We start from the raw sequence: 26,953 nt of genomic DNA, 5'->3' as shown, positions 1-26,953 counted from the left end.
GCTCTGAAATGAGCCTATTTAGCCCAGATAGGGCATATCTAACCGAGGTCTTCAGTTCCGTTCAAGGCGAGGGTCTCCTCGTTGGCGAACGACAACTCTTCGTTCGTTTCTTTGGCTGTCATCTTAACTGCTCTTTTTGCGACACGCCGGAAACGGTGCTGGCGCGCCATCCAAAAGGCTACCTGCCTGAGAAGTTCTCCGTCGAACGACGGCCAGGGTCGGGGATTGTCGAATCGTACGCAAACCCGATCGATGTAAATGCGCTCTTGTTGCTTTGCCGCGAGATGGACCAACCAAGAGGCTTGCATCGGCATATCGCGCTGACGGGCGGGGAACCGCTGTTGCACGGTCGCTTCTTGGAGCAATTCGCTCCGGCCGCGGTTTCTGACGGCTTTTATCTTTATCTGGAGACCGCGGGCGATCTCTCAAAAGCGTTAGAGCCGCTGTTGCCGTACTGGTCCGTCATTGCGATGGACGTTAAGTTGGTCTCGGCGACCAAGGATCGCGACCTCTGGACGCAGCACGATCGGTTCTTGCAGACGGCGGCGAACTTTGATGGGCTGGTGTTTATTAAGGCCGTGGTAACCAGCGAAACGACCGAAGACGAGGTCGTACAGGCGGCGCGATTGGCAGAGAAACATGGCCGACCGTTGATCTTGCAGCCCGTAACGCCGAACGAGCAGGCTCCGACTCCAGAAAGGATGTTGCAGATACAAGCAGTAGCGGCTGGAGAAGGCTCGGATGTGCGGGTGATCCCTCAAACGCACAAGATGATGGCTCAGCGTTAGAAGCCGAGGCCGACCATCGAATCGACAGACGAGTCGGGCTGAATAGCGAACGGCTTTCGAATCCCGATCTCTCGCGCAAGGCGGCGCAGATTCTCATCGGCTTCGATTAGCAGGCTGTCCACCTGCCCCTGCTCGCCGCCGCGCATCTTCATCAGTTCGCTGATGTCTTCCTTTCGCATGGAATCTTGGATGCGAATCATGGCCTCAACGTACCGTCTCAGCGCGGTGTCGTAGGACGCTGCCAAAGTAGCGCACTGTTGGGGAGGCCGGACGCTGGCGTACTCCTTCAGCAGATCGTACCAATTTTGGGCGTACTTGTGGTAGTTCTCGTCCAAGCCCTTTTTCTTTTCATCCATCTCGTCCAGATCAATTTCGGTCTTCATGCCCAGCGCCGTTCGAAGCATGTCCAGCGCGGGCGAAAAGTCGTTGCGCATGGCTCGGCGCTTCATCTCAATTCGGCGCAGGTGCTCCAGCCAGTCGAGCACGTCTTTGGGCGGCTCTTTGGGCGGCTGTCCGGGTTCGATCTCCGCACGAAGCGGATTGGCGCCCGAGTTCGGCTGAACTTCGGCTCTTAAAGGATTGGCGCCTTCTGGCGGTTGCATAGTCGCGCTGAGCGGATTGGCGCCCGACGGCGTCTTGACTTCTGCCCGACCGAACCAACCGGCTTGCCTACCCCCTAAGTAGGCAAGCGCGCACAAAATCCCCAACCCGACCAACGCGCCGAGAATCTTCGCAACGGGCTTGGGCTTCTTCGCCGCTACAGGCAGAGGGGCGCCAATGATCGTTGCGTTCGGGGCAGTGGCGACGGCGGCCGCTCCGCATTTGTGGCAAAAGCGGGCTTCGCTGGCGAGCGGCTCGGCGCATTGAGAACAGTAGGCCATACCCTTTGGATGCACTATTCGACGGAACGGTTCCCTTTACCTGCGTTGGTATCTTTCGTTCAGCACGGCCATCGCCTGTTCCTGCGCCCGGTCGGAGATCTCGGTGCCCGGCGCCGCTCGAGAGGCCATACCCCAAAACCGTAGCGCCCCAATGTTGTCGCCTTGGGCATAGCACACATCGCCGATCCTCAGATAGATTCGGGCGGCCCGCACCTTGTATTCAATGCCGTCCCCGGCCAGCTGCGCGGCTTGCTCGTACATTTCGGCCGCTTGCACCGGGTCGCCCGCCTCCAACAGTTGCCCCAATGCGCCGTACCCTTCGTGCGTTTCGGCGTGTCGAAACGATTGGCGGTACCAGCGTTCGGCTGTCAACAGATTCCCCCGCTGGTAGTAGGCATGCCCCTGCGAGACGCACGCGATCGCGCCGTTGCGCCGCAGCGTGTCCCGAGTCTTGTCCAGTTTGGCGCGCTGCGCCAACTCGCCATACAGCGCGGCGGCCTCGGCAAACCGCTCGCTGTTGAACAGAGCCTCCGCCCGCGCGATGTCCTGTTCCAATCTCGCGTCTTGCTGATGCAGCTCGTACCGTTCGTAGGCTTGCGCCGCCAGATAGTAGCCGCCTCCCAGTACGCCCAATATCGCCAAGCCGATCAGTGCCACCGCGCCCACCGTGCCCAAAAAGTGGCGCGTTTCCGGCGTCATCCACGGCGCGGGCGGCGGAGGCGGAATGTAAACCGGAGGCTGAACCGGAGGTGGCGCCGGCGCTTGAGCGATGATCGTCGGGTCGGGCGCGGACGGCAAGCCAAAAGCGCCGGTGGCGCCCACTGTAGCCTGAAGCGGCTGGGGAGCCGCTTTCGCCTCTTCCAAGGCGCGTTTCATTTCGCCGGCCGACGAAAAGCGCATCTGCGGATCCTTTTGAAGCGCTTTCCGGATGGCGTGCTCCAATCCGGTCGGCACAGACTGCGGGATCGCAGGCTCAGAATTCATGATCGCGTGCGTGATGCTAACGACCGAATCGCCTTGGAACGCCTTGTGCCCCGCCAACATCTCGAAGAGCAGGGAGCCGACGGAGAACAGGTCGGAGCGCTCGTCGATCTCTTTGCCCAGCACCTGTTCGGGCGACATGTAGCTCGGCGTGCCGAATATCTGCCCGTCGATGGTGATGGAAGGCTCGAACTTCAGCCGGGCGATGCCAAAATCGGTGATCTTCACCCGCCCATCGGGCAATAGGTGGATGTTTTCGGGCTTTAGATCGCGATGGATGACGCCCTTGGTGTGAGCCTCTATCAGCGCGCTCAATATCTGGCCGGCGATGTCGGTCGCCGCTTCCGGCGGCAGGGCGCCCTCGCGCTCCATCCGGTTGCGCAGCGTCTCGCCCTCCAAATACTCCATCACGATGAAGTAGCGGCCGTCCTCCTCCTCCGTCTCGTGGATGGTTACAATGTTGGGGTGCGACAGGCTGCCGCCCGCCCGCGCCTCGCGCAAAAAGCGCTGAATGCGGTCGGCGCGGACGCTGTCGGTGGCGCCGTGGGGGATGTTCAACTCCTTGATGGCCACGCGGCGATGGATGCGCTCGTCCAACGCCTCGTAGACGATGTCGTTGCTGCGCGCGATCTCGCGGATGATGCGATAGTGGCCGAGTATGGTCTGAGCGGGCATCTTATCTCATTATAAGATACCGCGGCGGGTCTCAAAAGGTTCGAACGACGCGATGATTTTCCAGCCTGCTACATTTGCCCGAAAATCGCTATATAATAAGTTATGAACCTGAAAACGACTTTTGGCAGACGGATAGCTTCGGTTTCTCTCAAATCGCTGGCGCTGGCTTTGAGCGCCGCTCTACTCGCAGTCGGCTTGACCGTACCGGGCGAGGCCTGCCCGAACGTGAACATGATATGGACCAAGACGATGACCGTTCCCAGCTACGCTCACGGCGTGCGATTGTTCGTTACGCACGGCAACAACAACGGATGCGCGGGGCCTTGGAACGTGTTCCCAGCGGGCACCTCGACGTGGGTGAGCGCCAACAATTGGCACGTCAACATTCCGGCCACGCCCGGCTCGACGATCACGGCGGGTTTTGGATGGATCAGCAACTATGGCACGCCCGCCGTCACGGTGCGCTATCTGGACATCAACATGAATGTGATTCCTTCTCGTTGGGGCAACATGATCATCGTTCCGATCGAGGATCCGCTGGGCTTGGGCCACGGCGCTCATGCTCGCGGGACGGTGGGTCCTCAGGTGTTGGAGGAATTGGGCTACGCGATCATCGATTCGGCGATGTCGATCGAGCAGATGCGGGACGGCGGGCACGGGTTGACGTTTGATCCGGTGCCGGGCGGCGACCATCTGATGGTGAACCCGGACGAGGAGATATTCCTGCCGTTTCCGACTTCTCCGGGCCCCGGTCAGACGATTGTAACTCGGCACAAGATCACGACATTTGACGAGGGCACGGTTCAGACGTTTATCGACTATACGCAGACTTTGACTCCGCTGCCGGGCGATGTGGACAACAACGGCACGGTGGACGATCTCGACCTGGCTATCGTACTGGAGCTTTTCGGCACGGCCGACGAGTATGGCGATCTGGACGGGGACGGCGTCGTAACCGATGTGGACTTGGCCATCGTGCTGGAGAACTTTGGCCGAAGCCGATAAGGGCTGACTGAACGAGCCTTGACGGCGGCGGGAACTTTCTCGCCGCCGTTTTGCTACATCTCCTTGCCCCGCCGCATCTATTAGGACATAACTGCACACCGCGACGACCTCGCGCAAGGAGAAACGAACTTGAACTTGAAAACGATAGCCCTTGGAATCACGGCCGTAGCGCTGACCGCCTCGCTGGCGACCTCTGTCGAGGCCTGCCCCAACGTCAATATGAGCTGGAGCAAAACGGTTCACTTTCCTCAGGGCGCGGCGTATGTCCGCCTGATCGTAACGCACGGCACCGGCTATTGCGCCGGACCGTGGATTTATCCTTACAACCTGTCGACCTGGATAAGCCCGGGCCTTTGGCACGTTACCATCCCCCGCACTTCGTCGGTCCAGACGGTCGGCTTCGGCTACATTAGCAATTACGGCAATATTGGCGTAACCGTGGTCTTCCTGGATTCGAACCAGCAGCCGCTTTCCGGTCGCCGCTGGGGCAACGCCGTGCCCATCTCCTGGGAGACCGTGGGCGGGTGGATGCTCAGCTATCGCAACATCACGGCGCGGCAGGTTGTCAACAACGTTGCGTATGCCGTGCTGGATCATACGGTGAGCCAGGATGAACTGCGCGACGGCAACCCGATGCTGGGCAATATGGAGCCGGTGCCAGGCGGCATGGATCTTTACTTGGAGCCTGGCATGGAGCTGGATTTGGGCGTGCCTACGATGCTCTTGCCGGGTCAGAACTTGGTGGTGCGACAGGAGGTAACGGCCTTCAGCGACGATGGCGCCGTTGAGACGTTCGTGGATTACATGCAGATGGTCTCTCCGCTGCCGGGCGATGTGGACAACAACGGCACGGTGGACGATCTCGACCTGGCTATCGTACTGGAGCTGTTCGGACAGATTGACGATTACGGCGATCTGGACGGCGACGGCGTGGTAACCGACATCGACTTGGCCATCGTGCTGGAGAACTTTGGCCGAAGCCGATAAGCGATAAAGTTGAAGAAGAGGGCCGGGCTGTACGCTCGGCCCTTTTTGCTTTATGGCTGTTCTTTCTTTTCGATCTTGATTCGGCCGTGGGTAACGTCGGTCGCTTCGTACCACTCCTCGCCTTCCTTGACGCTGAGGGCGATTTTGGCGGCTTCGAACGATTGGCCTTTTTCGTCTTCTAGCAGAACTTTGCCGATGAGGGTGAGGACTTCGTTTTTGGCGTCGAACTCGGCGCGTTCGGCAGTGGCCGTGCGAAATTTGCCGTCGGGCAGGCGCTGTTCCACCTTGAGGTTTCCCGTTAGGATGGCCCTTTCTTCTTCGTAGAACGATTCGAGCCGGTCGCAGGTTACATAGATCGGGTATTTGCGGATGTTTTCGGGTCGGAGGGCTTCTTCGTCCTTGGGCGGCGACTGGTCGGGAATTTCTGACTTCTTTTCTTTGATGATGAGGACGACGCCTTCGGTGAGGAGGGCGCGCTCGTCGTTCAGCCAGGCTTCCAGTTTGCCGGCGGTGGCGTCGATGCGGGCGTCGATGTAGAGCAGTCCGCCCTTGGCCAGCACGTAACGGCGGTCGTCCGTCTCGTCGTAATCGACGATGTCGGCTCGCATGAAGGCGTCCTGGTCGACGATCTCGACGTTCTCTGCTCGGGTTTTGTTTTTGGCGGTGCGGCTCTTTTTATATCGAAAGATGACCTCTCGGCTCTTCTTGGGCGGTTGTGCGGTCAGCGTTGCCGTTACGTCCTCTAGCTCGAGAGTTTTGTCGGCCAAGTTGACGCGCATCGCCTGTGCGGTGGCTCTTCCTGTGGACCAAGCGAGGGACATGGAATGGCTGGTCGTTAATAGACGTCCTCGAATGTCCCAGACGGCTTGTTCGGTCTGTAGCGCGATCGCTTCGCCTCTTATGGCTTTCGCTCCGGGCAGTTTCAGATCGGCTTTGCCTTTCAGGGTTGCTGTTTGTCCGTGAGCGCTATAGAGCATGTTTTGGCATGTGGCGATGGCGAACGGCTTGCCTTCTTCCAAGAATTCGGCGTTTTTGACGCCCGATATTTGCCATTGAGAGCGGTCCTGATCCATCACGATCTGGTCGACCGAGACATGAGCCAAGGGGGTCATGCCTTTTCGCAAGGTGGCCTCGACGTTTTTTAGGCGAATGGCCGATTTAGGATCTATCGGCGTCCCGGCCATGCGACTGAGGGGGTCTTGGCGGCGCAAATACTCGGCGCCGCCGACGAGCAATGCTAGGCAACCGACCACGATGCTCCAGACGAGCAGCCGTCTGGCGACCATAGGGTTTGCCTTACGGACAGGACTCCGTCATGGCGGGCGGAGGCGGACTGCCCGCCGTGTTTTGATACAGGTCCACTCGTCCCAAATGGGTCGTGCCCGCTACAAAGTCGGATTGCTGTCTGCCATTGGCCAAAAGGCAGCCGCCCGCATTGAAGGCGTTCAAGAACTGGATGACTCTTTGAGGAATGCCGCGACTGGGGTCGGCGACTTGGCGGACGACCTTGTGGAACCCGGCAGGCGTATTGATCCAAACGCCCATGAGGGTTCCCGCTGTGGGCAGATCGGCGATCTCGTAGGTTCCGGGCGTTGTCGTCGATTCGACGAACTGAGCGGAGGTGATAACGCCTCCGCTGGCCATCACATAATGGACTTCGGCGCCAGTCAAAGGCGCCCCTGTTCCGGCCACCGTCAAATCTATCCTTACGCCACGACCTTCCGGCGGTGGCACTACAACGATTCCGCTGCCGCCGCCGCATCCTATCGAGCCCAGAATCCAGGTCGCCATCGCCGCTATCGTCAAGCCTTTTACAAAACTCTTCATAATGTCGAATCGATCCTCCGGTCGGGCGAGTCCGTTCGCCCTGATTGACTACTTTCGTTAATTATGACCGTTCTCCTGCCTGCATGGTTACGGTCAATTTTCACCGATACTCCAACTCGTTCAGCAAGGCGGGGTGATTGCGCCATTTTGGCTTCACTTTGACCCACAGTTCGAGGAAGACCTTCTTGCCCAGCCATTCTTCCATCTCTAATCGCGCCTCTTGGCCGATCTGCTTGATCATCTGCCCGCCATGTCCGATGAGGATGCCTTTGTGCGCGTCTCGCTCTACGATGAACGTGGCGGAAATATGAAGCAGATCTTCGCGCTCCTCTTTCCATTGCTCGATCATAACGGCGACGCTGTGAGGCACTTCTTGGTAGGTGTGGATCAGCGCTTTCTCTCTGATTAGCTCGGCGGCGTGGGTCTGTTCGGGCTGATCGGTGATTTGGTCGGGCGGAAAAAGCGGCGGGCAGAGGGGCAGCCGGGGTTCGATCAGCTTCCAGAGCTTTTCTTTGTTGTGCCCTCGGAGGGCATTCGTCATCATCCACTCGGCGGGTTTGAACAGGGCGACATAAGCTTCGGTATTGCGCACGACGTGCTCCGGCTTCAGCCGATCCATCTTGTTCATCACCAAAATCACGTCGCACTTGGCCTCGTTCTCTAAGAGTTCGGCTATGTGTCGATCTTCCTGACCTGGCAGGCAAGAGGCATCGACGACCGCCAAGACGCAATCGGCGTCGGTCAAGGCCGAGACGGCCGATTCCAGCATATATTGTCCTAGTCGGTGCTTGGGACGATGGATGCCGGGCGTATCCAAAAATACGGCCTGAGACTTTTCGGAGTTCATAACTCCCAAGATGCGCCGACGCGTGGTTTGAGGGCGAGGGGAGACGATAGAGACTTTTCGGCCGACGAAGAGGTTGACCAGCGAGCTTTTTCCTACGTTCGGCCTCCCCACTACAGCGACATACCCAGCGCGAAACTCGGGGTCGCTGTTCCAGGGAGCGAGGTTCGGCTCGACGGTCGGCTCGGCAATCATCGGCAGGATTATACCTTTGGGGTATACTCTTGTCGCAGGGGCATCAGAGGGCGCAAGGAGAGTGGGCGCAACCCACTCTTTTTTATAGGCGTGCTGTTACTCTGCAGGTGAACATTATGAATAGAGGAATCTACGAGGGTTTGCAACAATTGGCGCAAGAGCGCGACATTCCGGTCGAGGAGCTGATCGAAGACCTTGAGAATGCGATGGCCAAAGCGTACAAAAAGCACGTTGGAATGCCGGAAAGCGCCATCGTTACCGTCAGCTTGGATACCCGTGTGGGAGAGTTTCACGTCTATGCTCACAAGGAAGTGGTCGGGGTCGTAACGTCCGATCAGACGCAGATTTCATTGGAAGAAGCGCAGAAGCTAGACGAGAAGTACGAGGTAGGCGATCTTTATGAGGTCGAGGTGCCGACGGAACATCTCGATATGGGGCGGATCGCCGCCAGCACCGCGATGCAGGTGCTAAAGCAGAATATTCGAGAGCGAGAGAACAAGCATGCCGTCGATGAGCTGAAGCGCAGAGAAGGCGACATCGTTTCGGCCACTATTCAAAGGTTCGAGGGTCGCAATGCCATTGTGGCAATCGGTCGCGTCGAGGGGCTGTTGGCCTATTCCGAGCAGGTACCGACGGAGCGATATCGGTTTAACGAACGGTTGCGCGTTTACGTTCTACAAGTCATCGATCGGGAGAAGGGCATTCGCGCGATGGTCTCTCGGACTCATCCGCGATTGGTCGAACGTCTATTGGCTTTAGAAGTGCCCGAGATTGAGGAAGGACAAATCGAGGTGAAGGCGGTTGCTCGCGAGCCGGGCGTGCGGGCAAAGGTAGCCGTTACCTCCCGCAATCCAAGAGTGGACGCGGTCGGATCGTGCATCGGGCACAGGGGCGCCCGGGTACAAGCTGTAACCGATGAGCTCTTTGGCGAACGAGTGGACGTGATCTTGTGGCATTCCGACCCTCAGCTTTTCATTATGGAAGCATTGGGCCCAGCGCGAGTGAACCGTGTTGAGTTGGATGAGGAAAAGACCGAGGCGATGGTGGTGGTGCCTAACAATCAACTTTCGCTGGCTATTGGCCGCAACGGCGTCAATGTGCGATTGGCGAGCAAATTGACCAACTGGAAACTGAACGTGAGATCGGAAGCGCAATTAGCGCAAGAGCGCTCTGGAAAGAGCCTTTCGCCGGAGGAGATTCAACATTCGTCAGCCTCTCCCGAAGAGCCTAAGGTCGAGGAAACGCCGGTCGAAGCAGAACAAGCTCACGCAGCAGGATGAACCAACTCCGCCGTTGCGTCGCCTGCAGAAGGTGCGGAGCGAAGCAGGAGTTTGTTCGCATTGTGCGATTGAAGGACGGGTCTGTAGTAGTCGCGGGCGATTCGAGAGTGCACGGCCGGTCGGTTTATTTTTGTCGCACGGCCGAGTGCATTGAAAAGGCAAAGAAGAAGGGAACGGCCTCTCGCCTTCTCAAGGCGCAGATAGCGTCTTGGGCGTGGGACGAGGTCGTCGGACTTTTGGTACAATAAAGGCAGATGCTCGGAGATTCGAGCAATGGAGACAATGGCAAAAGTAAGCGTTCAGGAGCTGGCGAAAGAGTTTGAGGTGCCGTCCAACCGGTTGTTGCAGGTATTGACCGAGTTGGGCGTGCCGGCCGACGCCGCCAAGTCCGGCATCGATCAAGAGACCGCGGACACTCTGCGCGAGATGGCGACCGATCTGGGCGACGAACTCCGCACCATTGTTCTGCCGCCCCAAATCACCGTCAGAGAGTTGGCGCAAACCTTAGAAAGGACGCCGACCGAAGTGCAAAAGGTTCTGATGGGCGAGGGCCACCTGTTTACGCTGACCCAGAAGCTAGAAAAAGAACTGGCCGAACTGGTCGTCTCGGAATTTGGATTGACCGCGCGATGGCAGGAGCCTCAGGCACAGGCGGTTGTGGCGCCCAAGGCGAAGAAAGCGCTGAAGACGGCCGGAATGCAGCCAAGACCGCCGGTCGTAACGATTTTGGGCCATGTCGACCACGGCAAAACCTCGCTTTTGGACTACATTCGAAAGACCAAGGTCACCGAGCGCGAGTTCGGGGGCATCACTCAGCACATCGGCGCCTATCAGGTAGAGACCGATGGGAAGCTGATTACCTTCTTAGACACGCCGGGCCATGCCGCGTTTACCGCCATGAGGGCGCGGGGCGCACAGGTTACCGATATCGCTGTGCTGGTGGTGGCGGCGGACGACGGCGTGATGCCGCAGACTATCGAGGCGATCAACCACGCCAAGAACGCGGGCGTGGTGCTGATGGTGGCGATCAACAAGATCGACAAGCCCGAGGCCAACGTTGAGAAAGTCAGGCAGATGCTCACCGAATACGAACTGGTACCGGAAGATTGGGGCGGCAAGACGATCATGGTGCCCGTATCGGCGATCACGGGCGAGGGCGTGGACAAGTTGCTCGAAATGATCTTATTGGTCGCCGAAGTCGAAGATTACCAGGCCGATCCATCCGCACCGGTAGAGGGCACGGTGATCGAGGCGAAGCTGGACAAAGGACGCGGCCCGTTGGCGACCGTGCTGATCCAGCAGGGAACGCTCAAGCGATCCGACATCATCAACGTTGGCAACACAATGGGCAAAGTGCGCGCGATGTTGGATCATAAGGGCAATCAGTTGGACAAGGCCGGTCCGGCGACCCCCGTGGAGATTATTGGGCTTCAAAACGTGCCATTGGCGGGCGATCGGTTGACCGTCGCATCTGGCGAATCAATGGCTAGACAGATCGCGCAGGAACGACAGAACGCAGAGCGCGAAGAGAAGTTTAAGCATCAGCAGAAGAAGAAGCTGAAGCTTGAAGATGTCTATCGCCATCTAGAGAGCGATCAGTTTAAGGAACTGGCGGTCATCATCAAAGGCGACGTATGGGGCAGCGTCGAGGCGATCCGAGACGCTGTGATGAACATTGAGCCGCCGGAGAACATCGACATTCTCGTCGTCCATGCAGGGGTTGGAAACGTCAACGAATCGGACGTCCAACTGGCCTCGGTCGCCAATGCGGTCATCTTGGCTTTTAACGTCAAGGTCGAACCGAAGGCCGAAGCAATTGCCAAGTCGGACGGAATCGACGTGCGCAGCTACAAAATCATCTACGAACTTTTGAACGACATTGAAAAAGCGCTGCGCGGTCTGCTGGAGCCGGAGTACGAAGAAGTTTACTGCGGCACGGCGGAGATTCGCGCCGTGTTCAAACTGAGCCGCGGCATAACGGTCGCTGGAAGCTATGTGTTGGACGGCAAGATTTATCGCGGTTACAACGCGAGGCTGATCCGCGAGGGCGAGGTCGTCTATGACGGCAAGGTCGCCTCGTTGCGGCACATAAAGGAAGACGTTCGCGAGATCGCTGCCGGATACGAGTGCGGCATCAATCTGGACGACTTTACCGCCTACAAGGTTGGCGACAAGATCGAATGCTACCAGGTGCGCCAGAAGGAACTGGATTAGTGCCGAGCCATGGCAGCGCGAATTGGAGTTCTCACATTGCGCCTTGCCGTGCCGGGCGCCCAATCGCTTAAGCAGAAACGGCAAGTCGTTCAAAGCCTTATCGTTCGTATCCGTAGCGCATTCAACGTTTCCGTTTCCGAGGTGGACGACCATGACCTCTGCCAGACAGCGACCATTGCCATCGCGTGCGTCTCGAACGATCGGTCGGCGGTGAACGCGATGTTGAGCAAGGCGCAGGAGCTTATCGATAAGGAGTTGCGCGTCCAGATTCAGGCGGTCGCGCTTGAGATCGATTGACATGAACCGAATGGACAGAATCGAGTCGTTGCTAGTCGCCGAGATCAGCCAAGCCATCTTGAGAGATCTGAACGATCCGCGCATTGGGCTGGTAACGATCACCCGCGCTCAGGTGAGCAAGGACCTCTCTCATGCTCGCATCTTTGTCAGCAGCATGGATGGGGCGGAGGGCGCTGTCGAGGCGCTTCAAGGTTCGGCCGGGTTTTTACAGTCGCTTTTGGGCAAACGATTGCGACTTAAGCGCTTGCCCAAACTGTCGTTCGAGGCGGACGACAGCCTGAGCAAGTTGGACCGTATCAACCGGCTGATACGAGACTAGTCGCAGTCGTCGTCTATGTTGTTGAGGACGATGGCGATGTCTTCGTTCGTTACCCAGCCGTCGCCGTTCAGATCGATCTTAGGATTGAACGTTCCCAAATATCTTAGAGCAAGCTCGAGGTCGGTGGCGTCGACGCAGCCGCTCATGTCAACGTCTCCCGGTCCAAACGGATTCCGGTATATGCGGCTATCGAACGGCGTCGAGTGGAGCAAGGTCTTGTGATCGTGGGACGGAACGAAGGTCGTAGCTTGGTACACATCGTCAAGGTATCTAACCGCCGCAACCGGCATGAGGTCGAACATTCGGATGGATCGCCAAGCGCCGCCCGGGACTGGAAAGAGGTCTCCAGAGCTCCCAGAGTAGGATAGGAAGCGACCGTCCGGGCTGGGATAGTAGGGAGCGGCCGGCCAGACGCCCTGTACGGATTGCCGCGTTATCAGCCCGTTCGAATCATAGAACTTTAGATTGGATAGCGTTCCAGGCGCGGTGGTATGGAGAAGGAAGCCACCTGGTCCGGGAAGAGGACAAGCGCCTGCGACGCGCCTTCCAGGATCGTAGATCGCCCAACTTCGCATGCCGGTGTCAGTAGAAAAAGCCCAAAGATGCGCTCCCGGCCGTGTTTCGCCGCCGACGTTTCCGCCTTCATCGACATTAAACCAAACATAGAGAAGGGAATTGTCGAAGCTAAACTCGTGGGATGCAGCGCTGACCGGGCGATCGAGAGTTGACCTATCGACGCCGGTCCGAAGGTCAATGATCCGAGGCGGCAGCTGGCTTGCTGTCAGACCCAGGGCGCCATCGCGGCTGATAGTTCTGATGACGGCTGACGACAATGTTTGAGTTAGCGCCCAATCGGTAACGCGTCGGATTTCAGTCCGATCCGAGTATGAGACGGTAGCTACGGTACCGTCTGCGGAGATGCTGAGCGATTGAAACTGCCCGCCTAAGTCAAACGATTGCTCTTCGTTTCCGTTAGCGTCGTACAGAACGAGAGTATTTGCAACCTCAAGTGTGCTCGGATTGAAAACTCTTCGTCGTTCCCAATGAGCCTTGCTTCGAAGTCCTGCCTGTAGCGGCTGCCATAGCGCTTCGCCTAGCGTTTGTTCAGTTTGCATGGTCGATAGGTCGATCATATCGAGTTTGCTCGTCCAGAAAGGCCATCCGGCGGGGCGCAGCCCGACGATCGCTTTGGAGCCGTCTCCGACGAGGCGAGTTATAGTGCTGGAATTGTTTGGAGGCCGATGGTACGTACCGACGATCTGGCCGGTCTCCAGAGACACTGAGACCAATGTCGCATCGCCCGGTCCGGTGACCGTGAAGATCGCTTGATTATTCGGCGATATACCCATAAAGACTGGGCTTTGCAGTGTAAGGCGGTGCGACGCTATCGGCTGCCCGATCGCCGATGCAAAGCCATAAAGAAACGATACCTGGTCGTATCGCCCCAGCGCCCAGACCGTCGAACCGTCACGACTGAACGCGACGTCATTGACCGTTCCGCCAATTTCCGCATCGACCGACATTAGATTGGAGTTTCGGTCGTAAACCTGTAGTCGAGCGCGAATGTTGGGAAACTGCGTCTTTCTTGCGTGAAAGCGTCCCTCGAGATCGGACGTAACAAAGTCTGTGAAAGGGAGAAATACGGGCGTGAGAACCCCCGATGCGATGTTGATCCATGCATACCCCTGTCCAAATCGAGTCCACAAATGACTGCTGTCTCTAGAAAACTGGATGGGATTTCTAGTGCCGAGAGGCGGTGAAATTGACTGAACCCGCATCGTGCTGAGGTTTAAGAATCGGATGCGCGTCTGTCGATCTTTGAAGGCAAGCCAAGCGCCGTTCGGTGAGAAAAGAGCAACGTTGTTACTGTCGATCGCTTCTTCAAGCGAGCCCTGAGGCAGTCGCCAAAGGGCTCTTTCCGAAGAGTTGCTGGCTCCCTCGGTCATAAGCCATTCTCCGTTGGCGGTTGCATCTCTAAATATGCCGGTGGGTTGATCGGGCTTGGTTCGGTAGCGTTCTTGCAAATAGTCCGGTTTTTGCGCAGATGCGATGGCTAAGCCGACAAGACATACGACGAGAAATCGAATCACTTATATAGCACCTCCGTTTTTTTTGACGCAGTCTATCGACTTCAAGTTCCCAGGGGCAACGCCGTGCGCGCAGCCCCTACATGCCCAACGATCTCAAATGGCTTGAGCGTTCTTTCCCTATCCCGCCGTCTCGTTAGTAGTGAAATACCAGTCCACGACACTGTTGTTGGCTTCGTTCGCAACCCGGGCATCGGCTGAACGCTAAAAACTCGGTCGTGCAGACCGGCGTGAAATCGGCCGGATGAGAGAAGAGCGCGAGCCGCTTGCCCCTATAATCCTCAAGGCTCTCGTGGGTGGTAGCGGCCTCAAAGCGGGGAAGCAGGGTAGCGTTTTCCACGACTGAATCATGCCCAAGGAGGGGTCAATCCAAGTTGCTTTTTCGCAGGCGGCGCTGGGCGCGGCTGATGGCGCTCATGCGAGCAACAGTGCGGAAGATTTCATAGTACATTCGCCACCGTGCCGCAGTGCCTTTCAACCAACCGAGCTTTTCTTCCTTCATAGTGTGCGTGATGCCCGAGACCGGGATCATCGCCAAGGTGCATCGAGTCTGCTTAGCGCGAAGCGTCATTGCGACCTCGACGCCCATTCGAGCCTCTTCCACGCCCGGGATGCTTAGGAAAATCTCGCGTTTTAGCGCGCGCTGGCCGCTGATCATGGGGGCGAGGCGCTGCGCCCAATCGGTCAGAAATCGGCCGCCACGGAAAACGCCGATAGCCATAGCGCATTGACTGGCGACTACGGGTTCGACGATTGCCTCGATGTGCTCGGGTTTGAGGCCGATCAGGTCGGCGTCCAGGAAGAGAACGACGGGCGCATCGGTTGCTGAGACTCCTGCGAAGAGCGCGCCGCCCTTGCCCTTGTTGCGAGGGAGGTCCAGCACGCGCACGCCCGAAAACCTAGAGGCGACTTCTGCCGTGTTGTCTTGGCTGCCGTCGTTCACGACAATGATCTCATCCAAACAGTCGGCTTGGCAAACCGCCTCTAGCACGCGCTCGATCCGGCGCTCTTCGTTGTATGCCGGGATGACGGCGGCAACTCTCACTTTTTGCCCCCCGGCTTAGGAGGCGCGGGCGTTCCAGTAACTTTGGCTATGTGCTCTTGCGCCCGCCAGATGCGGTTTTCGGTCAAAGGATGCGAGCGCAGGTTGGCCAAGATGCCTTTGTCGCCGCCTTTTTCAAGCTTTTGCAATCGCTCGAAGAACCGCACGATCCCGTGGGGATCGTATCCGGCTTTGTAGTTGTACTCGATGCCGAGCCTGTCGGCTTCGTACTCGTCGTCGCGGCTGTATTGGAGCATCAACAGCGCCGATCCGATGTCCGTCAGATCGCTTGGGCGACCTTTTGTGCCGATCAGGACGGCAAGGTTGATGGCCAAGCGCTTGGTCTGTTGCTTGTTGATGTGTCGGGCGTTAATGTGGCCTAGCTCATGCCCCACTACGCCGGAAACCTCGTCCTCGTCGCTCGCAGCCTCGATGAGGCCCCTAAAAACATAGATCGGGCCGCCCGGCAAAGAGACGGCGTTGATGTCGTCCAGGTCGAGCACCTTGAAGGTATAAGCGTATTCCTTCTTGCCGGCAACCTTGACCAATCGCGATCCGATTCCATCGACCAGTCGGACGCGAGCGGGGTTCTTGTCGAGCTTGTATTCCTTCTCGATTTCGGCAGAGCCTTGCTTGCCAATTTCGACTTCTTGCTTAGCGTTCCAGACGACTGCGCGGCGACATCCGAGACCTAACCCCATGAGGGCCAGAGCCATCCAGAGGATGAGCCGAACAGCCAGTCGGTCGTAGCTCATGGCGTTTATAGTATACCTCTCTTCAGATTTATAATACGAACCCGAAGAGCAGATGGCTCCCGCTATCAAAGGCGACGGCGATTAGTCGCTGAGCGTTGCCGAGATTGCCGCGATACATCGTTCGGACGCGCCCTGATTGGCTTTTGCTAAGCGCCTTGCCTTCTCAGATAGGGAGAGCCTTAGCGCGTCGTCGGTCAAAATTCGGATGCACAGTTTTGCCGTTTCGTCAGCGGAGTTTGTTTCAAACCCCGCGCCTTCGCTCTTGGCCATGTGGGCGGCATCGCGAAAGTTGTGCATGTGCGGGCCAAAAATGACCGGGGCGCCGCGCGCCAATGGCTGGATCAGATTCTGTCCGCCAAAAGGCTCGAAACCGCCGCCGATGATGGCGATTTCTGCCGCCGAATAGATGCGGGAAAGCTCGCCAAAAGTGTCCAAAACGATCACGGGATGATCGTGCGGGCCACTGATTGCAGAGCGACGAACAGCCGAAAGCCCGGCCTCTCGGCAGGCCGCCAGGCATTCTTCGACTCGGTCGAGATGGCGCGGCGCGAGCAACAGCCGCAGAGATGGAACGGCCTTGGCTATTACAACGAAGGCTCTAATGGCCAGATCGTCCTCCATGCGGCTGCGCGAGCTTCCCGTTACCAAGAGTTTGGATTCTGGCGGCAGCCCAAGCGTGGTTTTCCATTGCGCGCCGCTTTCCGTCTCGTCTAACGCTTCGTCGAACTTTGTGTTTCCGGCGACGACGGTTCTGGCGGCATCGGCGCCTAGCGCTGTAAGACGGTCGGCATCGGTCTGAGTTTGTGCGAGCGCTTGATCGATCAGTCCTAATGCCGCCCGGTAATAGAATCGAAACCGGGGAGCGCGCCGATAGGTACGATCCGAGACCCGACCGTTCAACAAGAGTACCGTGGCTCCTTGCCGTTTAGCAAACCACTGAGCGTTTAGCCAGAACTCAGATTCCATCAGAGCCAGCACGGTTGGGCGAATCCGGCGAACGCCGATCCAGGCAAAGGGGTCGAGAGGGAAGTAGGCGATTTGGTCGACCCACTCGGCGGCCTGTCTGTCTGCGATTTCGCGCCCTCCGGGCGTTGTGGTCGTCAGCACAATGTAGGATTGCGGACGTTGCTTGCGCAGAGCTTTGATTACAGGGATGGCAGCGATCATCTCGCCGACAGAGACCGCATGAATCCAAACCGAGGGGCGCGAGGAGCGAGGCACAAAGCCAAAACGGTGTTGCCAATCGCTGCGCCATGTGCCAAAGATTATGCGGTAGAGGGCGTAGGCCAGCCAAATCGGTGCGGTCAGCAGAAGCGCAATGTTGTAAACGAGAATCAACGCTCTCCTCGAACGATCCTCTCGGCCTTGGCCTGTGCTTCGTTGATGGCGTTTTCCAGTTCGATCGCGATCTCGGCCAATGTCGCTTCGTCCGCCTCTGCCGGAACGGAAATTGGAGGCAGAAACACGATGGCCGCGCGAGAAAACGGTTTTGGAATCATATAGGAATCCCAAGACTTCATTGCCCAGAATCGGTTGGCGGCGATCCCCGTGGGCACGATAGGACTGCCCGACTTTTGAGCGATAAAGAGGACCCCTTGCTGCACCTTTTGATGCGGCCCGCGCGGACCGTCCGGCGTCAAAGCAAAGAACGCGCCCTCTTTGATCTTGCGCGAGGCTTGCAGCGCGGCTCTTACACCGCCGCGCCCAGTCGAGCCCCGAATGGTGTTGAACCCAAACGACTCGACCACGTTCTTTTGAATCTCCCCATCTTTGGATTGCGAAATCATCGCCCACCAGTTACGATGGGCAAAGCGGTAAATGCCGAGCATCGTGCGACCGTGCCAAAGCGCTAACTGGCCGCCGGCCTGTTCTACGGGCAGCAGGTTGTTCTCGCCATCGACCTCTATCCTTACGGTTGCCAGCAGCAGCCGAGTAAACCAGTGAATGGCGCGTCCGATGCGCCGCGCTTTGCGGTTGTGTCGGTCGCGGTCGAGGTCGGGCGATTCCTCTGCAGGCAGGGCTTCAACGCTCATGCTGGCCGGAATGATACCACCGGTATAATCGCGCTATGAGGGAGCTTCACGAAGTATGGAAGTTTGGAAGGGTTCGCCTGGCTCAATCGATCGAGGGGATTTCGGACGAGCAATTGCGCTGGCGGCCGTACGAAGGCGGGCACAACATTGCCGAAATTCTCTATCACATTGCCGGGGCGGAGCATTACTGGGCTAATCGGATCGTAGGTTGGCCCGAGCCGACCACCGAAGCCGACCGAGCCATCGATCAAGCGGTCATCATGGGATTCCTGAGAGAAGGCGCTTTCCCAATCCCAGAAACCGAGTTTACTGGAGACGCAATCGAGTCGGCGCTGGGCAAAGCTGCCGGACGCATTGAGCCCGTGTTCTTGATCGCATCGGAAGAGATGCTGAGCAGGCCGATCACCAGCCCGATCGGCGACACGGTGCGAGGAAGCGAGGGCTTAGTTCGGCTTGCCCAGCACGCCAGCTACCATACCGGCCAGATCTGGCTGATGCGGATGATGCCGACTTTTCCTACGACTTGATCTCAACGTCCTGTATGTTCCACTGAGCGTTGCGGTTGCCGTTGAACTCGTCTAACTCTAACTGGTAAGCAACGTCTACAGTCGAGCCGGCGGCAATAGGAATCGAGCCCATGCCGAACGCGATGCCCTTTATGGGAATGCCGCGATCGCCGATAAGGCTCAGTTGAAGGTGCTTGTCGTCCTTGGTCGGTCGGCTGGCCAAAACTCGAACATTGCGCGACACGAACGTCGGCCTCTCGTTGCCATGGCCGAACGGCGCCATCCGATCGAGCTCTTCTAAGAGGCGCAAATTGGCCTCAGGCGCATCGACCTCGCCATCGACGTTGAGAATTGGGACAAGCGCTTCGTCCGGAATGAGCGCGATTGAGGTTTCGCGAAGTCGCTCGGCAAACTCGTCAATCTTGTCGCCCTGAATGCTGAAGCCGCCCGCATGGGGGTGCCCTCCAGACTTAGTGCATAGCGGCGAAAGGGCTTCTAAGATCGGTCTTATGTCCACCCGACCTCCGCTTCGGATGCTGCCCACATAATCGCGGCCGTCGGCATCGGATGTCATCACGAACACTGGACGGGCATGTTTATTGGCCAATCGCCCGGCGACAATGCCGATAATGCCCATATGCCAGCCGTCGGCTTTAACCAAGATAGCCTTTTCGTTCATCAGGCTATCCTGTTCGATCTGCGCCTCGGCCTCGGCCAGGGCCTCCTGCTGGATGTGTTGTCTATCCGAGTTTTGTCGCTCTAGTCGTTCCGCCAAGGCTAGCGATTCTTCTTCATCCTTGGTCAAAAGCAACTGAAGCGCGAGGCTGGCATGATCCATGCGCCCGGCGGCGTTCAACCGTGGGCCGATGACAAAGCCGATTGCCCGCGGATCGACGGCGCTGCTCAGCCCGGCCAAACGCTTCAGCGCCCTCAGCCCTGGCCGATCGGGATTTGACAGCGCCTCGGTCCCAGCCTTGGCAAAGATGCGATTTTCGCCGATGAGGGGCATAACGTCCGCGACCGTGCCAATTGCCGCTAGGTCGATGTATCTTTTTCGAAAGTTATGGATCGGAAGCCCTAGCTCGATCGCGAGAGCCTCTGCCAGTCGAAACGAAACGCCGACGCCGCTCAAATGCTCAAAGGGATATTGGTTGTCGGTGCGATGGGGATTGACGACGGCCAGCGCCTTGGGAAGGTCGTCGCCCAGTTGGTGATGGTCGGTAACAATGGTCTCGATGCCGTAGGACGCGGCCTGCTCGATCACCTGATGCGCCGTTGAGCCGCAGTCGCAGGTTATGATCAGCTTAGAGCCAATCTCCCTCGCGCTCGCAATAGAGGAAGCGTTCAGGCCATAGCCGTCCGCGCTCCGACTGGGGAGAATGGCCGCAACCTTGGCGCCCAAGCGTTCGAGGCAGTCCTTCCAAAGCGCGGTCGAGGTGACTCCGTCGCAGTCGTAGTCGCCAAAAACGACGATCGTCTCCTTGTCTTTGACCGCTCTGACAAGTCGTTGAACCGCCAACCTGGCATCGGGCAATAGCAAGGGGTCGGCTAAGTGCTCGTAGTCCGGCTCTAGAAAGCGCCTCGCTTCGTCAACGTCTTTGATGCCGCGATTCAGAAGCAACGAAGCGACGACTTCGGAAACGCCCAGTTCAGACGAAAGGGCGTGCGCCCGATGATCGTTCTTAGGCGTCAGACGCCACTGATAACGCGCCATGCCGGACTTGATTTAGTACCGTCGCTTGCGCTTGGCGGGCTTGCTGGGCGCCGACTTGGCCGCGGAGGCAGACTTAGCCTCTTCGTCCGATCTGTCAACGCCTGCCTTGGGCGTTGCTTGCATGGGCTTGCCCGTGGCCGTTGCGGTCATCGCGGAGGCTTGCCGCTCGGCAGAGCGGCGCCGCATGTTGTCCCAATCGATGATCAACTGGCTGGCGTTAAAAATGGACGAGTACGTACCGCTGATCAGACCAACGAGCATCGCCACATAAAAGTGCCGCAGGTCGTGCGAAACCGAGCCAAAGAAGAGCAGCGCGCCCACCGCGAACACCACGGTCAAGGTCGTATTGATCGAGCGTGCGAGCGTCTGCAAGATGCTCTTGTTGACGATCTGTTCGAACTGCTCGCCCCGTTGACGATGCTTTAGGTTCTCTCGGATGCGGTCGAATACGACGATCGTATCGTGTACCGAAAATCCGATCAGGGTTAGAATGGCGGTCAAAAAGAGCGAATTGACCTGCCAGTTGAGCAGATAGCCGAACAATGCCGCCGCGCCCACCACCACCAAAGCGTCGTGAAAGGTCGCGATCAGCGCGCAAACGCCAAACTTGAGACCCGTCCAGCCGCCCTCTATCGCAAAGCGAATGGTGATGTAGAACATGATGAAGCCGAGCGACAAAATAACCGCCAGGAGCGCGTTGTACACAATCTCGTCCCGAACTCGGGCACTGATCGCGGCGTAGCTGACCTCTTCCAAGGTTCCAAGCGGTTTCAGCGCCTCCATGACCTTGGCGCGATCCTCTTCCTTACCGTCCGCAATGTGAAGGATCAATTGCTGATTGCCCTCGGCAAACTGCGCGCTGGTCCGCTGATAGCCGGCGCCGCGCAAGAGCCGTTCGACCTCGCCCAGGCTCGAAGTAATGGGACGCTCCGACTTGACGATCAGTTCGCTGCCGCCCGCAAAGTCGATGCCGAACTTCAAACCGCCCAAGCCGAGCCAAGCCACCAGGCCCACCAGCACCATCGCCGCGCTGATGCCGTACCAGAGCTTTCGGCGGCCGACAAAATCAAAGCCCTTCTTTCGTTCGCCTTCCTCGTGAATCACGTCCACACCGAATTGGCGCCTTAGTCCGAACCACTTGGGATCGGGATGCACGCCCAGGGCGACCAGCGCGTACAACAGTGTCCGAGTACAGGTGATCGCCGTGAAGAAACTGATGACCACACCGAGCGCTAGCGTAGTAGCGAAGCCTTGCACCGGACCTGTGCCAAAGTAGTACAAGAAGCCCGAGGTGATGATAGTACACATGTTAGAGTCAAAGATTGCCGTAAACGCTCGTTTGAACCCCGCATCGATCGAGGCCAACAGCGTCTTGCCGTAGCGAAGTTCTTCCTTGACGCGTTCAAAGATCAGGATGTTCGCATCGACCGCCATGCCGATCGACAAGATAAATCCAGCGATGGCGGGGAGCGAAAAGGTAACGCCCATCATCTTGAACAGGGCGATCGAGAAGACGATGTAGAGCGAAAGGGCAATGACCGACAGGAAGCCGGGAAGCAGATAGTACAGGAGCATATAGACCGCGATGATGCCGGTGCCCCACATGCCGGCTTGCATGATCGATTCCCAGGCGCGGCTGCCCAAGGTCGGCTCGATCCGCATGATCTGCTCTTCGACCAGTGAAACCGGCAATGCGCCGGCGGTCAGGAGCTTAGCAAATTGGGTGGCGCTGGCAGGCGTGTAGTTGCCCTCGATGATCGGATCGCGCAGGTTGCCGCTTCTCACCACAGGCGCCGAAATTATGCGACCGTCCAAGATAATCGCGATATTCTGCTCGATGTACTTGGAAGTGGCCGTGGCAAACTTGTCCTTGCCTTCGCTCGTCAAGTCGAGCGCGATGCTCGGCGGCCCCATTCCGGTTGCCTGAACCGTCGCCCGGCGAAGCTCTCCGCCTGCGATGATCATGGGCCAAGTCTCGATGATCTTGGCGTATTCCGGGTCGGTCTCCTTGATCGTCCGACCCGGATCCTTCGGATCGTTCATGTCGCGCAATCGAACGACCTCGTTGCCCGCTTCATCCTCGGTCGGATCTAATTCGTATCTCGCGCCGGGCATGCGCTGGTTGCGCGTGTCCTTGGCGTATCGGAACTCCAGTCTCGCAGTAGTCTGCAGCAGTTTTCTCGCCTCGGCCTCGTCGGTAAATCCGGGCAGCTCGACGATCAGTTCGTCCGTACCCTTGACGCCGACATAGGCATCGATAACGCCCAAAATGTCGATGCGCTTTTCGAGAATGCCGCGAACCGTGGCCATGCTCTCGTTGTTCCAACGCTGAAGTTCGGCCGGCGGAAGCTTATCGATCTCGGCTCTGAGGCGAATCCGAAGACCGCCGCGAACGTCCAATCCCTGGCGAGTGGGCTGTTCTTTGACAACCCAGCCGGCGCCGACGGCCAGCAGTATGATCAATCCCAAAAAGAGTAAATGGCGTTGCAAGGGTCCGAATCCTCCTCAGAAAAGAACGCGCATCCCTGCGCGCTCGGCAATTTCAAACCGAGGAAGTATACCCAAACCCAACGGAATTAGAGAACCGAGGCCGCTAACTGAATGGCCTTGTCGATCTGCGCTTCGTCTACGCCTAAGTGCGTTACGGCTCGCACATTGGCTCCAGACCGGCTCAACAGCACGCCGTTTTCACTCATAATCTGCACAAAGCGACCCGGATCAGGCGCTCCAAAGATCACGATGTTGGTCTCAATCTGGCTTGGATCGATCTGGATGCCCGGGAGCTTGGCCAAACCCTCGGCCAATCGCTTGGCGTTCCAATGATCCTCCGCCAAGCGTTCGACATGATGATCCAATGCATACAGCCCAGCAGCCGCCAAGATGCCCGCCTGACGCATGCCGCCGCCCAACATCCGCCTCGTGCGCTTGCATTCGGCTATAAACCCCGCCTCGCCGCACACCACTGAGCCGACCGGCGCCCCCAACCCTTTTGAAAGACAAAAATTAACGACTTTCGCCGTCGAGGCATAATCCCGAACGCTAATGCCCGATGCAACGGAGGCGTTGAAGAGCCTCGCGCCGTCCAAATGCAGATAAACGCCGCGCTCTTCGCACAGCGCCGCGACTTTGCGCAAATAGTCCAAAGGCAGCACGGCGCCGCTGCAGCGATTGTGCGTGTTCTCTAACGAAACAACCCGCGTTACTGGCGTATAGATTTCACGGCGGACGGCGCCAGCCAGAAGTTCCAAATCAATCTGGCCGTTGGGCAGATTAGACAGAGGACGCAGAAAGACGTTCCCCAAAATCGCCGTCCCGCCCACTTCGGACGTGTAGACGTGCGCCTCGCCGCCGCAGATAACCTCCTCGTTCCGCCCGGTCAGCGTCAACAGACTGACCAGATTGGCCATGCAGCCGCTGGGCACAAAGAGCGCGGCTTCCTTGCCCGTCAGCTCGGCCGCTCGCTCTTGAAGCCGAATGACCGTCGGATCGTCGCCCAATACGTCGTCTCCCACCTCTGCTAAGGCCATCGCCTTAATCATCTCCGCAGTCGGGCGAGTTACGGTGTCAGAACGCAGGTCGATCATCGTCGGTTAGTGTATCATATTGGGCAGACAATGGGCGACCATCGCGACGAAGACAAGACGCTGTCCAGAAGAGACTTTTTGACCCGCGGCTCCAAGGCCGTCGGGTCGTTCAGCATCCCCAGCGTCATCGCCAGCGGCATCCTGGCCATTGCCGGTAAGGCGGGCGCAAACGATCGCATCGTAACAGCCGTGATCGGGTGCGGCGGCATGGGCCGAAACCACATCGCGCCCGATTGCGCGGCGCTCTGCGATGTGGACCTCAACCATCTGAACGAAGCGGCCAAGCGCGTTACCGTCGGCCAGCCGCTGATGACCAAAGATTACCGCCACATCCTCGACCGCAAGGATATCGACGCGGTCTACATCGCGGCGCCCGACCATTGGCACGGAATCATGAGCGTGCATGCCATGCAGGCGGGCAAGCACGTCTACTGCGAGAAGCCGACCGCCAGCACGGTGCACGAAGGCATCGCCATGATCAACGCCGCCCGCCACTATAAGCGCGTGGTGCAGATCGGAGCGCAAGGGCGTTCGAATAACAATGCCCGCGCCGCCGCCCAGTTTGTACGAAACGGCGAGATCGGCCGCGTCAAGCACGTCGAGGTGTGGCACGAGCCCAATTGGCCGGGCGGATGGGGACAAAACACGGAGCCGCCGCCGCATCTAGATTGGAACATGTGGCTGGGCCCGGCTCGATGGGTTCCCTACAATGCGCTCCGAGCGCACTTCAACTTCCGATGGTTCATGGACTATGGCGGCGGCTTCGTGCGCGACCGCGGCCACCACGTGCTCAGCATCGTGCTGTGGGCCATGAACCAGGACAATGCCGGCCCCGTGAGCGTCGAAGCGACGGGAGAACTGCACAAGGACGGAATGTACGACGTGCCGCACACGATGAGCGTCAAATGGGAGTTTAAAAACCCCGACTGGACGCTGACTTGGGATCAACCCGGTACCCGCCACCGCTTTCCCGGAGCGAACGAGGAGATCCCTTGGGGCGCTCTGTTCCACGGCGACCGAGATACGCTGCTCCTATCGGGCGGGGACGGCGGATGCGACACCGAGCCCAAAGCCAAGGAATATTCGCCGCCCGCCAGGGGCGTCCACCTGCCTCTGTTCGAGGGCAGTTCGCCCGATGCCACCGTGCGCCATAGAGAGAACTTTCTGCACTGTATCCGCACGGGCGAGCGACCCGCCATGCCCGTCGAGGTCGGCCACCGCGTCATCACTCTCGGCAACATTGCGAATATCGCCTTTCAGTTGAGGCGCAAACTGCGATGGGACCCCAAGGCCCAGCGCTTCATCGGCGACGACGAGGCCAATCGATTCCTCTCGACGCCCTACCGTCCGCCCTGGAGGCTGTAATCGTGCAAGGACAGAATCCAAGACCAGTCGCCACCGTCATCGAACTGCTAAAGTCCATCAATCCCGATATGCGAATGCGCGGCATCAAAATGGCCGCCGGATTGGGCGGGGAAGGGGTCTTCTTCATCGCCACCGTGGCAGCGTCGGAAGACCGCGCTCAGGCTCGCGCCGCCATGATGGCCTTGCACAATCTGGTTCACCATGCCGCCCGTCCCGAGTCGAGAGAGGCGCGCGACGTGGCAACCCAACTTCTAGAGTTGGCACAGGGGCCGCGCAGCCGATTCGTTTGGACCGAAGCGTTCTATCTGCTTGGATTGATCGGCGATCGGAGCATCGTGCCCCAATTGGCCAAACTGTTAGAAAACTCCGAACGCCGATACGACGCGAGAATGGCATTAGAGCGCATACCGGGACGCGAAAGCCTGGCCGCGCTCAAACAAGCCCACAAAGGCGCTGTGGGCGACTTCCGCGAGGCGCTAGCGCAGTCGATCGAGGCGCGAGAGACGCCCGAGAAGAGTTTGGGCATCCGTCGCTGATTGTGGAGTACGCTGTCGTCTGCAGCGTCGCGCTCGTCGCCTCGCTGTTAACGCTCCTATCCGGCTTCGGGCTGGGCACGATCCTGCTGCCCGCCTTCGCCCTCTTTTTCGACGCGGCGACCGCCGTAGCCATGACCGCGGTCGTGCACCTGGCGAACAACCTTTTTAAGTCCGGCCTGCTGGCGCGAATGGCCGATTGGGAGATCGCGCTGAAGTTCGGCCTGCCCGGCGCGTTGGCGGCCATAGGCGGCGCGCAGATCCTGCTGATGCTGGAAGGCGATCAGGTAAAGCGGCTCATCGGCGCCTTGATGATCGCCTTCGCGCTGTTCGATCTCATCCCCCGCCTGCAGAGCCTCTCGTTTTCTCGACGAGCGCTGCCCGTCGGCGGGCTGATCAGCGGCTTCTTTGGCGGCCTGTCCGGGCATCAGGGCGCGTTGCGAGCGGCATTCTTGACCAAATTAGGCTTGAGCGCGACGGCGTTCGTGGCGACCAACGTCGTGATCGCGATCATGGTCGACTTGGCGCGGATACCGGTCTATGCGGCCTCCTGGCGGCATGGATTTGCGAACTGGGAGTTAGTCGCGTCGGCCTGCGTCGCTGCCTTTGTCGGCGCCGTGATCGGCGCCCGGCTGATGCGCAAAACTGCCATGGGCTTCATCCGCTACCTGGTCGGAGCATTGATGGTCGCGATCGGCCTTGCGATGGTAGCGGGCTGGATTTAAGGGTCGATCAACGCCCTTTGGAGCGCCGCTCTTCCGGGAGGCCCTGCCGAACAGGAGCCCGGCGCTCCGGTTTGAGACCCCCCGATTGGCGCGGCAGACCTCAAAAAAACTGCATACAAACATCGACTGTCCGTGCGATATCCTTTCCGATCCCTCCGCACCCGCCGTTTGGTGTGGAGTGGAGATACCGTCTTGAAAAGTCAAGTGGGCGAGCCGAGGCTCGCCCAGTCTGGTTCGAACGGTTGTTGAGGGATCCCGATAGAACGAAAGGCGCCCCTCCCCTATATCCCCTCCCCAAACGCTCCGCGTTTGGGGA

Annotated in this window: 26 protein-coding genes; 12 read left to right on the top strand and 14 right to left on the bottom strand. The window is 58.6% G+C overall.

Annotated elements, in window-relative coordinates:
• Positions 1-8: 8 nt before the first annotated feature.
• Positions 9-788 carry a 7-carboxy-7-deazaguanine synthase QueE gene (locus HUU60_07050; GenBank protein NUL82467.1) on the top strand — a complete coding sequence of 260 codons (780 nt, stop codon included), beginning with the start codon at positions 9-11 and terminating at the stop codon, positions 786-788.
• On the opposite strand, the gene HUU60_07045 is transcribed toward HUU60_07050, so the two are convergent.
• Both HUU60_07045 and HUU60_07040 read right to left on the bottom strand, forming a co-directional pair.
• On the bottom strand, positions 785-1,669 hold the full coding sequence (locus HUU60_07045; protein ID NUL82466.1) for a zinc ribbon domain-containing protein: 885 nt from the start codon (positions 1,667-1,669) through the stop codon (positions 785-787). The two genes, HUU60_07050 and HUU60_07045, sit on opposite strands and share 4 nt — an antisense overlap.
• Before the next feature lie 36 nt (positions 1,670-1,705).
• Positions 1,706-3,325 carry a protein kinase gene (locus HUU60_07040; GenBank protein NUL82465.1) on the bottom strand — a complete coding sequence of 540 codons (1,620 nt, stop codon included), beginning with the start codon at positions 3,323-3,325 and terminating at the stop codon, positions 1,706-1,708.
• 102 nt (positions 3,326-3,427) lie between these two features.
• On the opposite strand from HUU60_07040, the gene HUU60_07035 reads away from it, so the two are divergent.
• Positions 3,428-4,330, top strand: coding sequence for a hypothetical protein (locus tag HUU60_07035; GenBank protein ID NUL82464.1), 903 nt, complete (start codon positions 3,428-3,430; stop codon positions 4,328-4,330).
• A 135-nt stretch (positions 4,331-4,465) separates the two neighbouring features.
• Positions 4,466-5,317, top strand: a complete 852-nt coding sequence (locus HUU60_07030; GenBank protein ID NUL82463.1) for a hypothetical protein — start codon at positions 4,466-4,468, stop codon at positions 5,315-5,317.
• A 50-nt stretch (positions 5,318-5,367) separates the two neighbouring features.
• Here the strand turns inward: HUU60_07030 and HUU60_07025 are convergent, their stop codons facing one another.
• The 3 genes from HUU60_07025 to era form a co-directional block, all read right to left on the bottom strand.
• Entirely contained in the window at positions 5,368-6,603 is a 1,236-nt protein-coding gene (locus HUU60_07025) for a hypothetical protein (GenBank protein NUL82462.1), read from the bottom strand.
• Positions 6,604-6,613: 10 nt separating this feature from the next.
• Positions 6,614-7,144, bottom strand: a complete 531-nt coding sequence (locus HUU60_07020) for a hypothetical protein (protein NUL82461.1) — start codon at positions 7,142-7,144, stop codon at positions 6,614-6,616.
• A 100-nt stretch (positions 7,145-7,244) separates the two neighbouring features.
• Positions 7,245-8,183 (bottom strand): GTPase Era, encoded by a 939-nt coding sequence (era, locus tag HUU60_07015; GenBank protein ID NUL82460.1) that lies wholly within the window; start codon positions 8,181-8,183, stop codon positions 7,245-7,247.
• Positions 8,184-8,299: 116 nt separating this feature from the next.
• On the opposite strand from era, the gene nusA reads away from it, so the two are divergent.
• From nusA to rbfA, 5 genes are read left to right on the top strand one after another with little or no spacing between them, the layout of a single operon-like run.
• A complete protein-coding gene (nusA, locus tag HUU60_07010; protein NUL82459.1) occupies positions 8,300-9,463 on the top strand; it encodes a transcription termination/antitermination protein NusA in 1,164 nt (387 codons plus the stop codon).
• On the top strand, positions 9,460-9,711 hold the full coding sequence (locus tag HUU60_07005) for a YlxR family protein (protein ID NUL82458.1): 252 nt from the start codon (positions 9,460-9,462) through the stop codon (positions 9,709-9,711). The genes nusA and HUU60_07005 overlap by 4 nt, the downstream gene beginning before the upstream one ends.
• Positions 9,712-9,736: 25 nt before the next feature.
• The gene (gene infB, locus HUU60_07000; protein ID NUL82457.1) at positions 9,737-11,677 is read left to right on the top strand and encodes a translation initiation factor IF-2; all 1,941 of its coding nucleotides are present in this window, start codon (positions 9,737-9,739) and stop codon (positions 11,675-11,677) included.
• A gap of 9 nt (positions 11,678-11,686) precedes the next feature.
• Positions 11,687-11,974 carry a DUF503 domain-containing protein gene (locus tag HUU60_06995; GenBank protein ID NUL82456.1) on the top strand — a complete coding sequence of 96 codons (288 nt, stop codon included), beginning with the start codon at positions 11,687-11,689 and terminating at the stop codon, positions 11,972-11,974.
• Positions 11,961-12,293, top strand: coding sequence for a 30S ribosome-binding factor RbfA (gene rbfA / locus HUU60_06990; GenBank protein NUL82455.1), 333 nt, complete (start codon positions 11,961-11,963; stop codon positions 12,291-12,293). The genes HUU60_06995 and rbfA overlap by 14 nt, the downstream gene beginning before the upstream one ends.
• On the opposite strand, the gene HUU60_06985 is transcribed toward rbfA, so the two are convergent.
• From HUU60_06985 to HUU60_06960, 6 genes are all read right to left on the bottom strand, one after another.
• The gene (locus HUU60_06985) at positions 12,290-14,383 is read right to left on the bottom strand and encodes a hypothetical protein (protein ID NUL82454.1); all 2,094 of its coding nucleotides are present in this window, start codon (positions 14,381-14,383) and stop codon (positions 12,290-12,292) included. The genes rbfA and HUU60_06985 overlap by 4 nt on opposite strands.
• Before the next feature lie 133 nt (positions 14,384-14,516).
• Entirely contained in the window at positions 14,517-14,720 is a 204-nt protein-coding gene (locus HUU60_06980) for a redoxin domain-containing protein (protein ID NUL82453.1), read from the bottom strand.
• 24 nt (positions 14,721-14,744) lie between these two features.
• Positions 14,745-15,425, bottom strand: coding sequence for a glycosyltransferase family 2 protein (locus tag HUU60_06975; GenBank protein ID NUL82452.1), 681 nt, complete (start codon positions 15,423-15,425; stop codon positions 14,745-14,747).
• A complete protein-coding gene (locus HUU60_06970; GenBank protein ID NUL82451.1) occupies positions 15,422-16,177 on the bottom strand; it encodes a M48 family metalloprotease in 756 nt (251 codons plus the stop codon). Before HUU60_06970 ends, HUU60_06975 begins: the two co-directional genes overlap by 4 nt.
• Before the next feature lie 81 nt (positions 16,178-16,258).
• A complete protein-coding gene (locus HUU60_06965) occupies positions 16,259-17,515 on the bottom strand; it encodes a hypothetical protein (protein NUL82450.1) in 1,257 nt (418 codons plus the stop codon).
• Entirely contained in the window at positions 17,512-18,210 is a 699-nt protein-coding gene (locus tag HUU60_06960) for a lysophospholipid acyltransferase family protein (GenBank protein NUL82449.1), read from the bottom strand. The genes HUU60_06965 and HUU60_06960 overlap by 4 nt, the downstream gene beginning before the upstream one ends.
• A 35-nt stretch (positions 18,211-18,245) precedes the next feature.
• Here HUU60_06960 and HUU60_06955 point away from each other — a divergent pair, with 35 nt between their 5' ends.
• On the top strand, positions 18,246-18,737 hold the full coding sequence (locus HUU60_06955) for a DinB family protein (GenBank protein NUL82448.1): 492 nt from the start codon (positions 18,246-18,248) through the stop codon (positions 18,735-18,737).
• Here HUU60_06955 and recJ read toward each other — a convergent pair.
• The 3 genes from recJ to ltaE form a co-directional block, all read right to left on the bottom strand.
• A complete protein-coding gene (gene recJ, locus HUU60_06950) occupies positions 18,727-20,430 on the bottom strand; it encodes a single-stranded-DNA-specific exonuclease RecJ (GenBank protein ID NUL82447.1) in 1,704 nt (567 codons plus the stop codon). The two genes, HUU60_06955 and recJ, sit on opposite strands and share 11 nt — an antisense overlap.
• A gap of 12 nt (positions 20,431-20,442) precedes the next feature.
• Positions 20,443-22,920, bottom strand: coding sequence for a protein translocase subunit SecD (secD, locus tag HUU60_06945; GenBank protein ID NUL82446.1), 2,478 nt, complete (start codon positions 22,918-22,920; stop codon positions 20,443-20,445).
• Between the two features lie 86 nt (positions 22,921-23,006).
• Entirely contained in the window at positions 23,007-24,014 is a 1,008-nt protein-coding gene (ltaE, locus tag HUU60_06940; GenBank protein NUL82445.1) for a low-specificity L-threonine aldolase, read from the bottom strand.
• Positions 24,015-24,044: 30 nt separating this feature from the next.
• On the opposite strand from ltaE, the gene HUU60_06935 reads away from it, so the two are divergent.
• Genes HUU60_06935 through HUU60_06925 form a run of 3 tightly spaced genes read left to right on the top strand, consistent with a single transcriptional unit; the run spans position 24,045 to position 26,637 of the window.
• Entirely contained in the window at positions 24,045-25,379 is a 1,335-nt protein-coding gene (locus HUU60_06935; protein ID NUL82444.1) for a Gfo/Idh/MocA family oxidoreductase, read from the top strand.
• Positions 25,380-25,381: 2 nt separating this feature from the next.
• Complete coding sequence (locus tag HUU60_06930) at positions 25,382-25,915, top strand: hypothetical protein (protein NUL82443.1); 534 nt, start codon at positions 25,382-25,384, stop codon at positions 25,913-25,915.
• Between the two features lie 2 nt (positions 25,916-25,917).
• Entirely contained in the window at positions 25,918-26,637 is a 720-nt protein-coding gene (locus tag HUU60_06925) for a sulfite exporter TauE/SafE family protein (protein NUL82442.1), read from the top strand.
• Positions 26,638-26,953 lie beyond the last annotated feature (316 nt).

The organism is Armatimonadota bacterium, from assembly GCA_013359125.1.
In the GTDB taxonomy this organism is placed as follows: domain Bacteria; phylum Armatimonadota; class Fimbriimonadia; order Fimbriimonadales; family GBS-DC; genus JABWCR01.
Note: the sequence above shows the minus strand (reverse complement) of the source record. Positions and strands in the feature narration are given on the sequence as shown.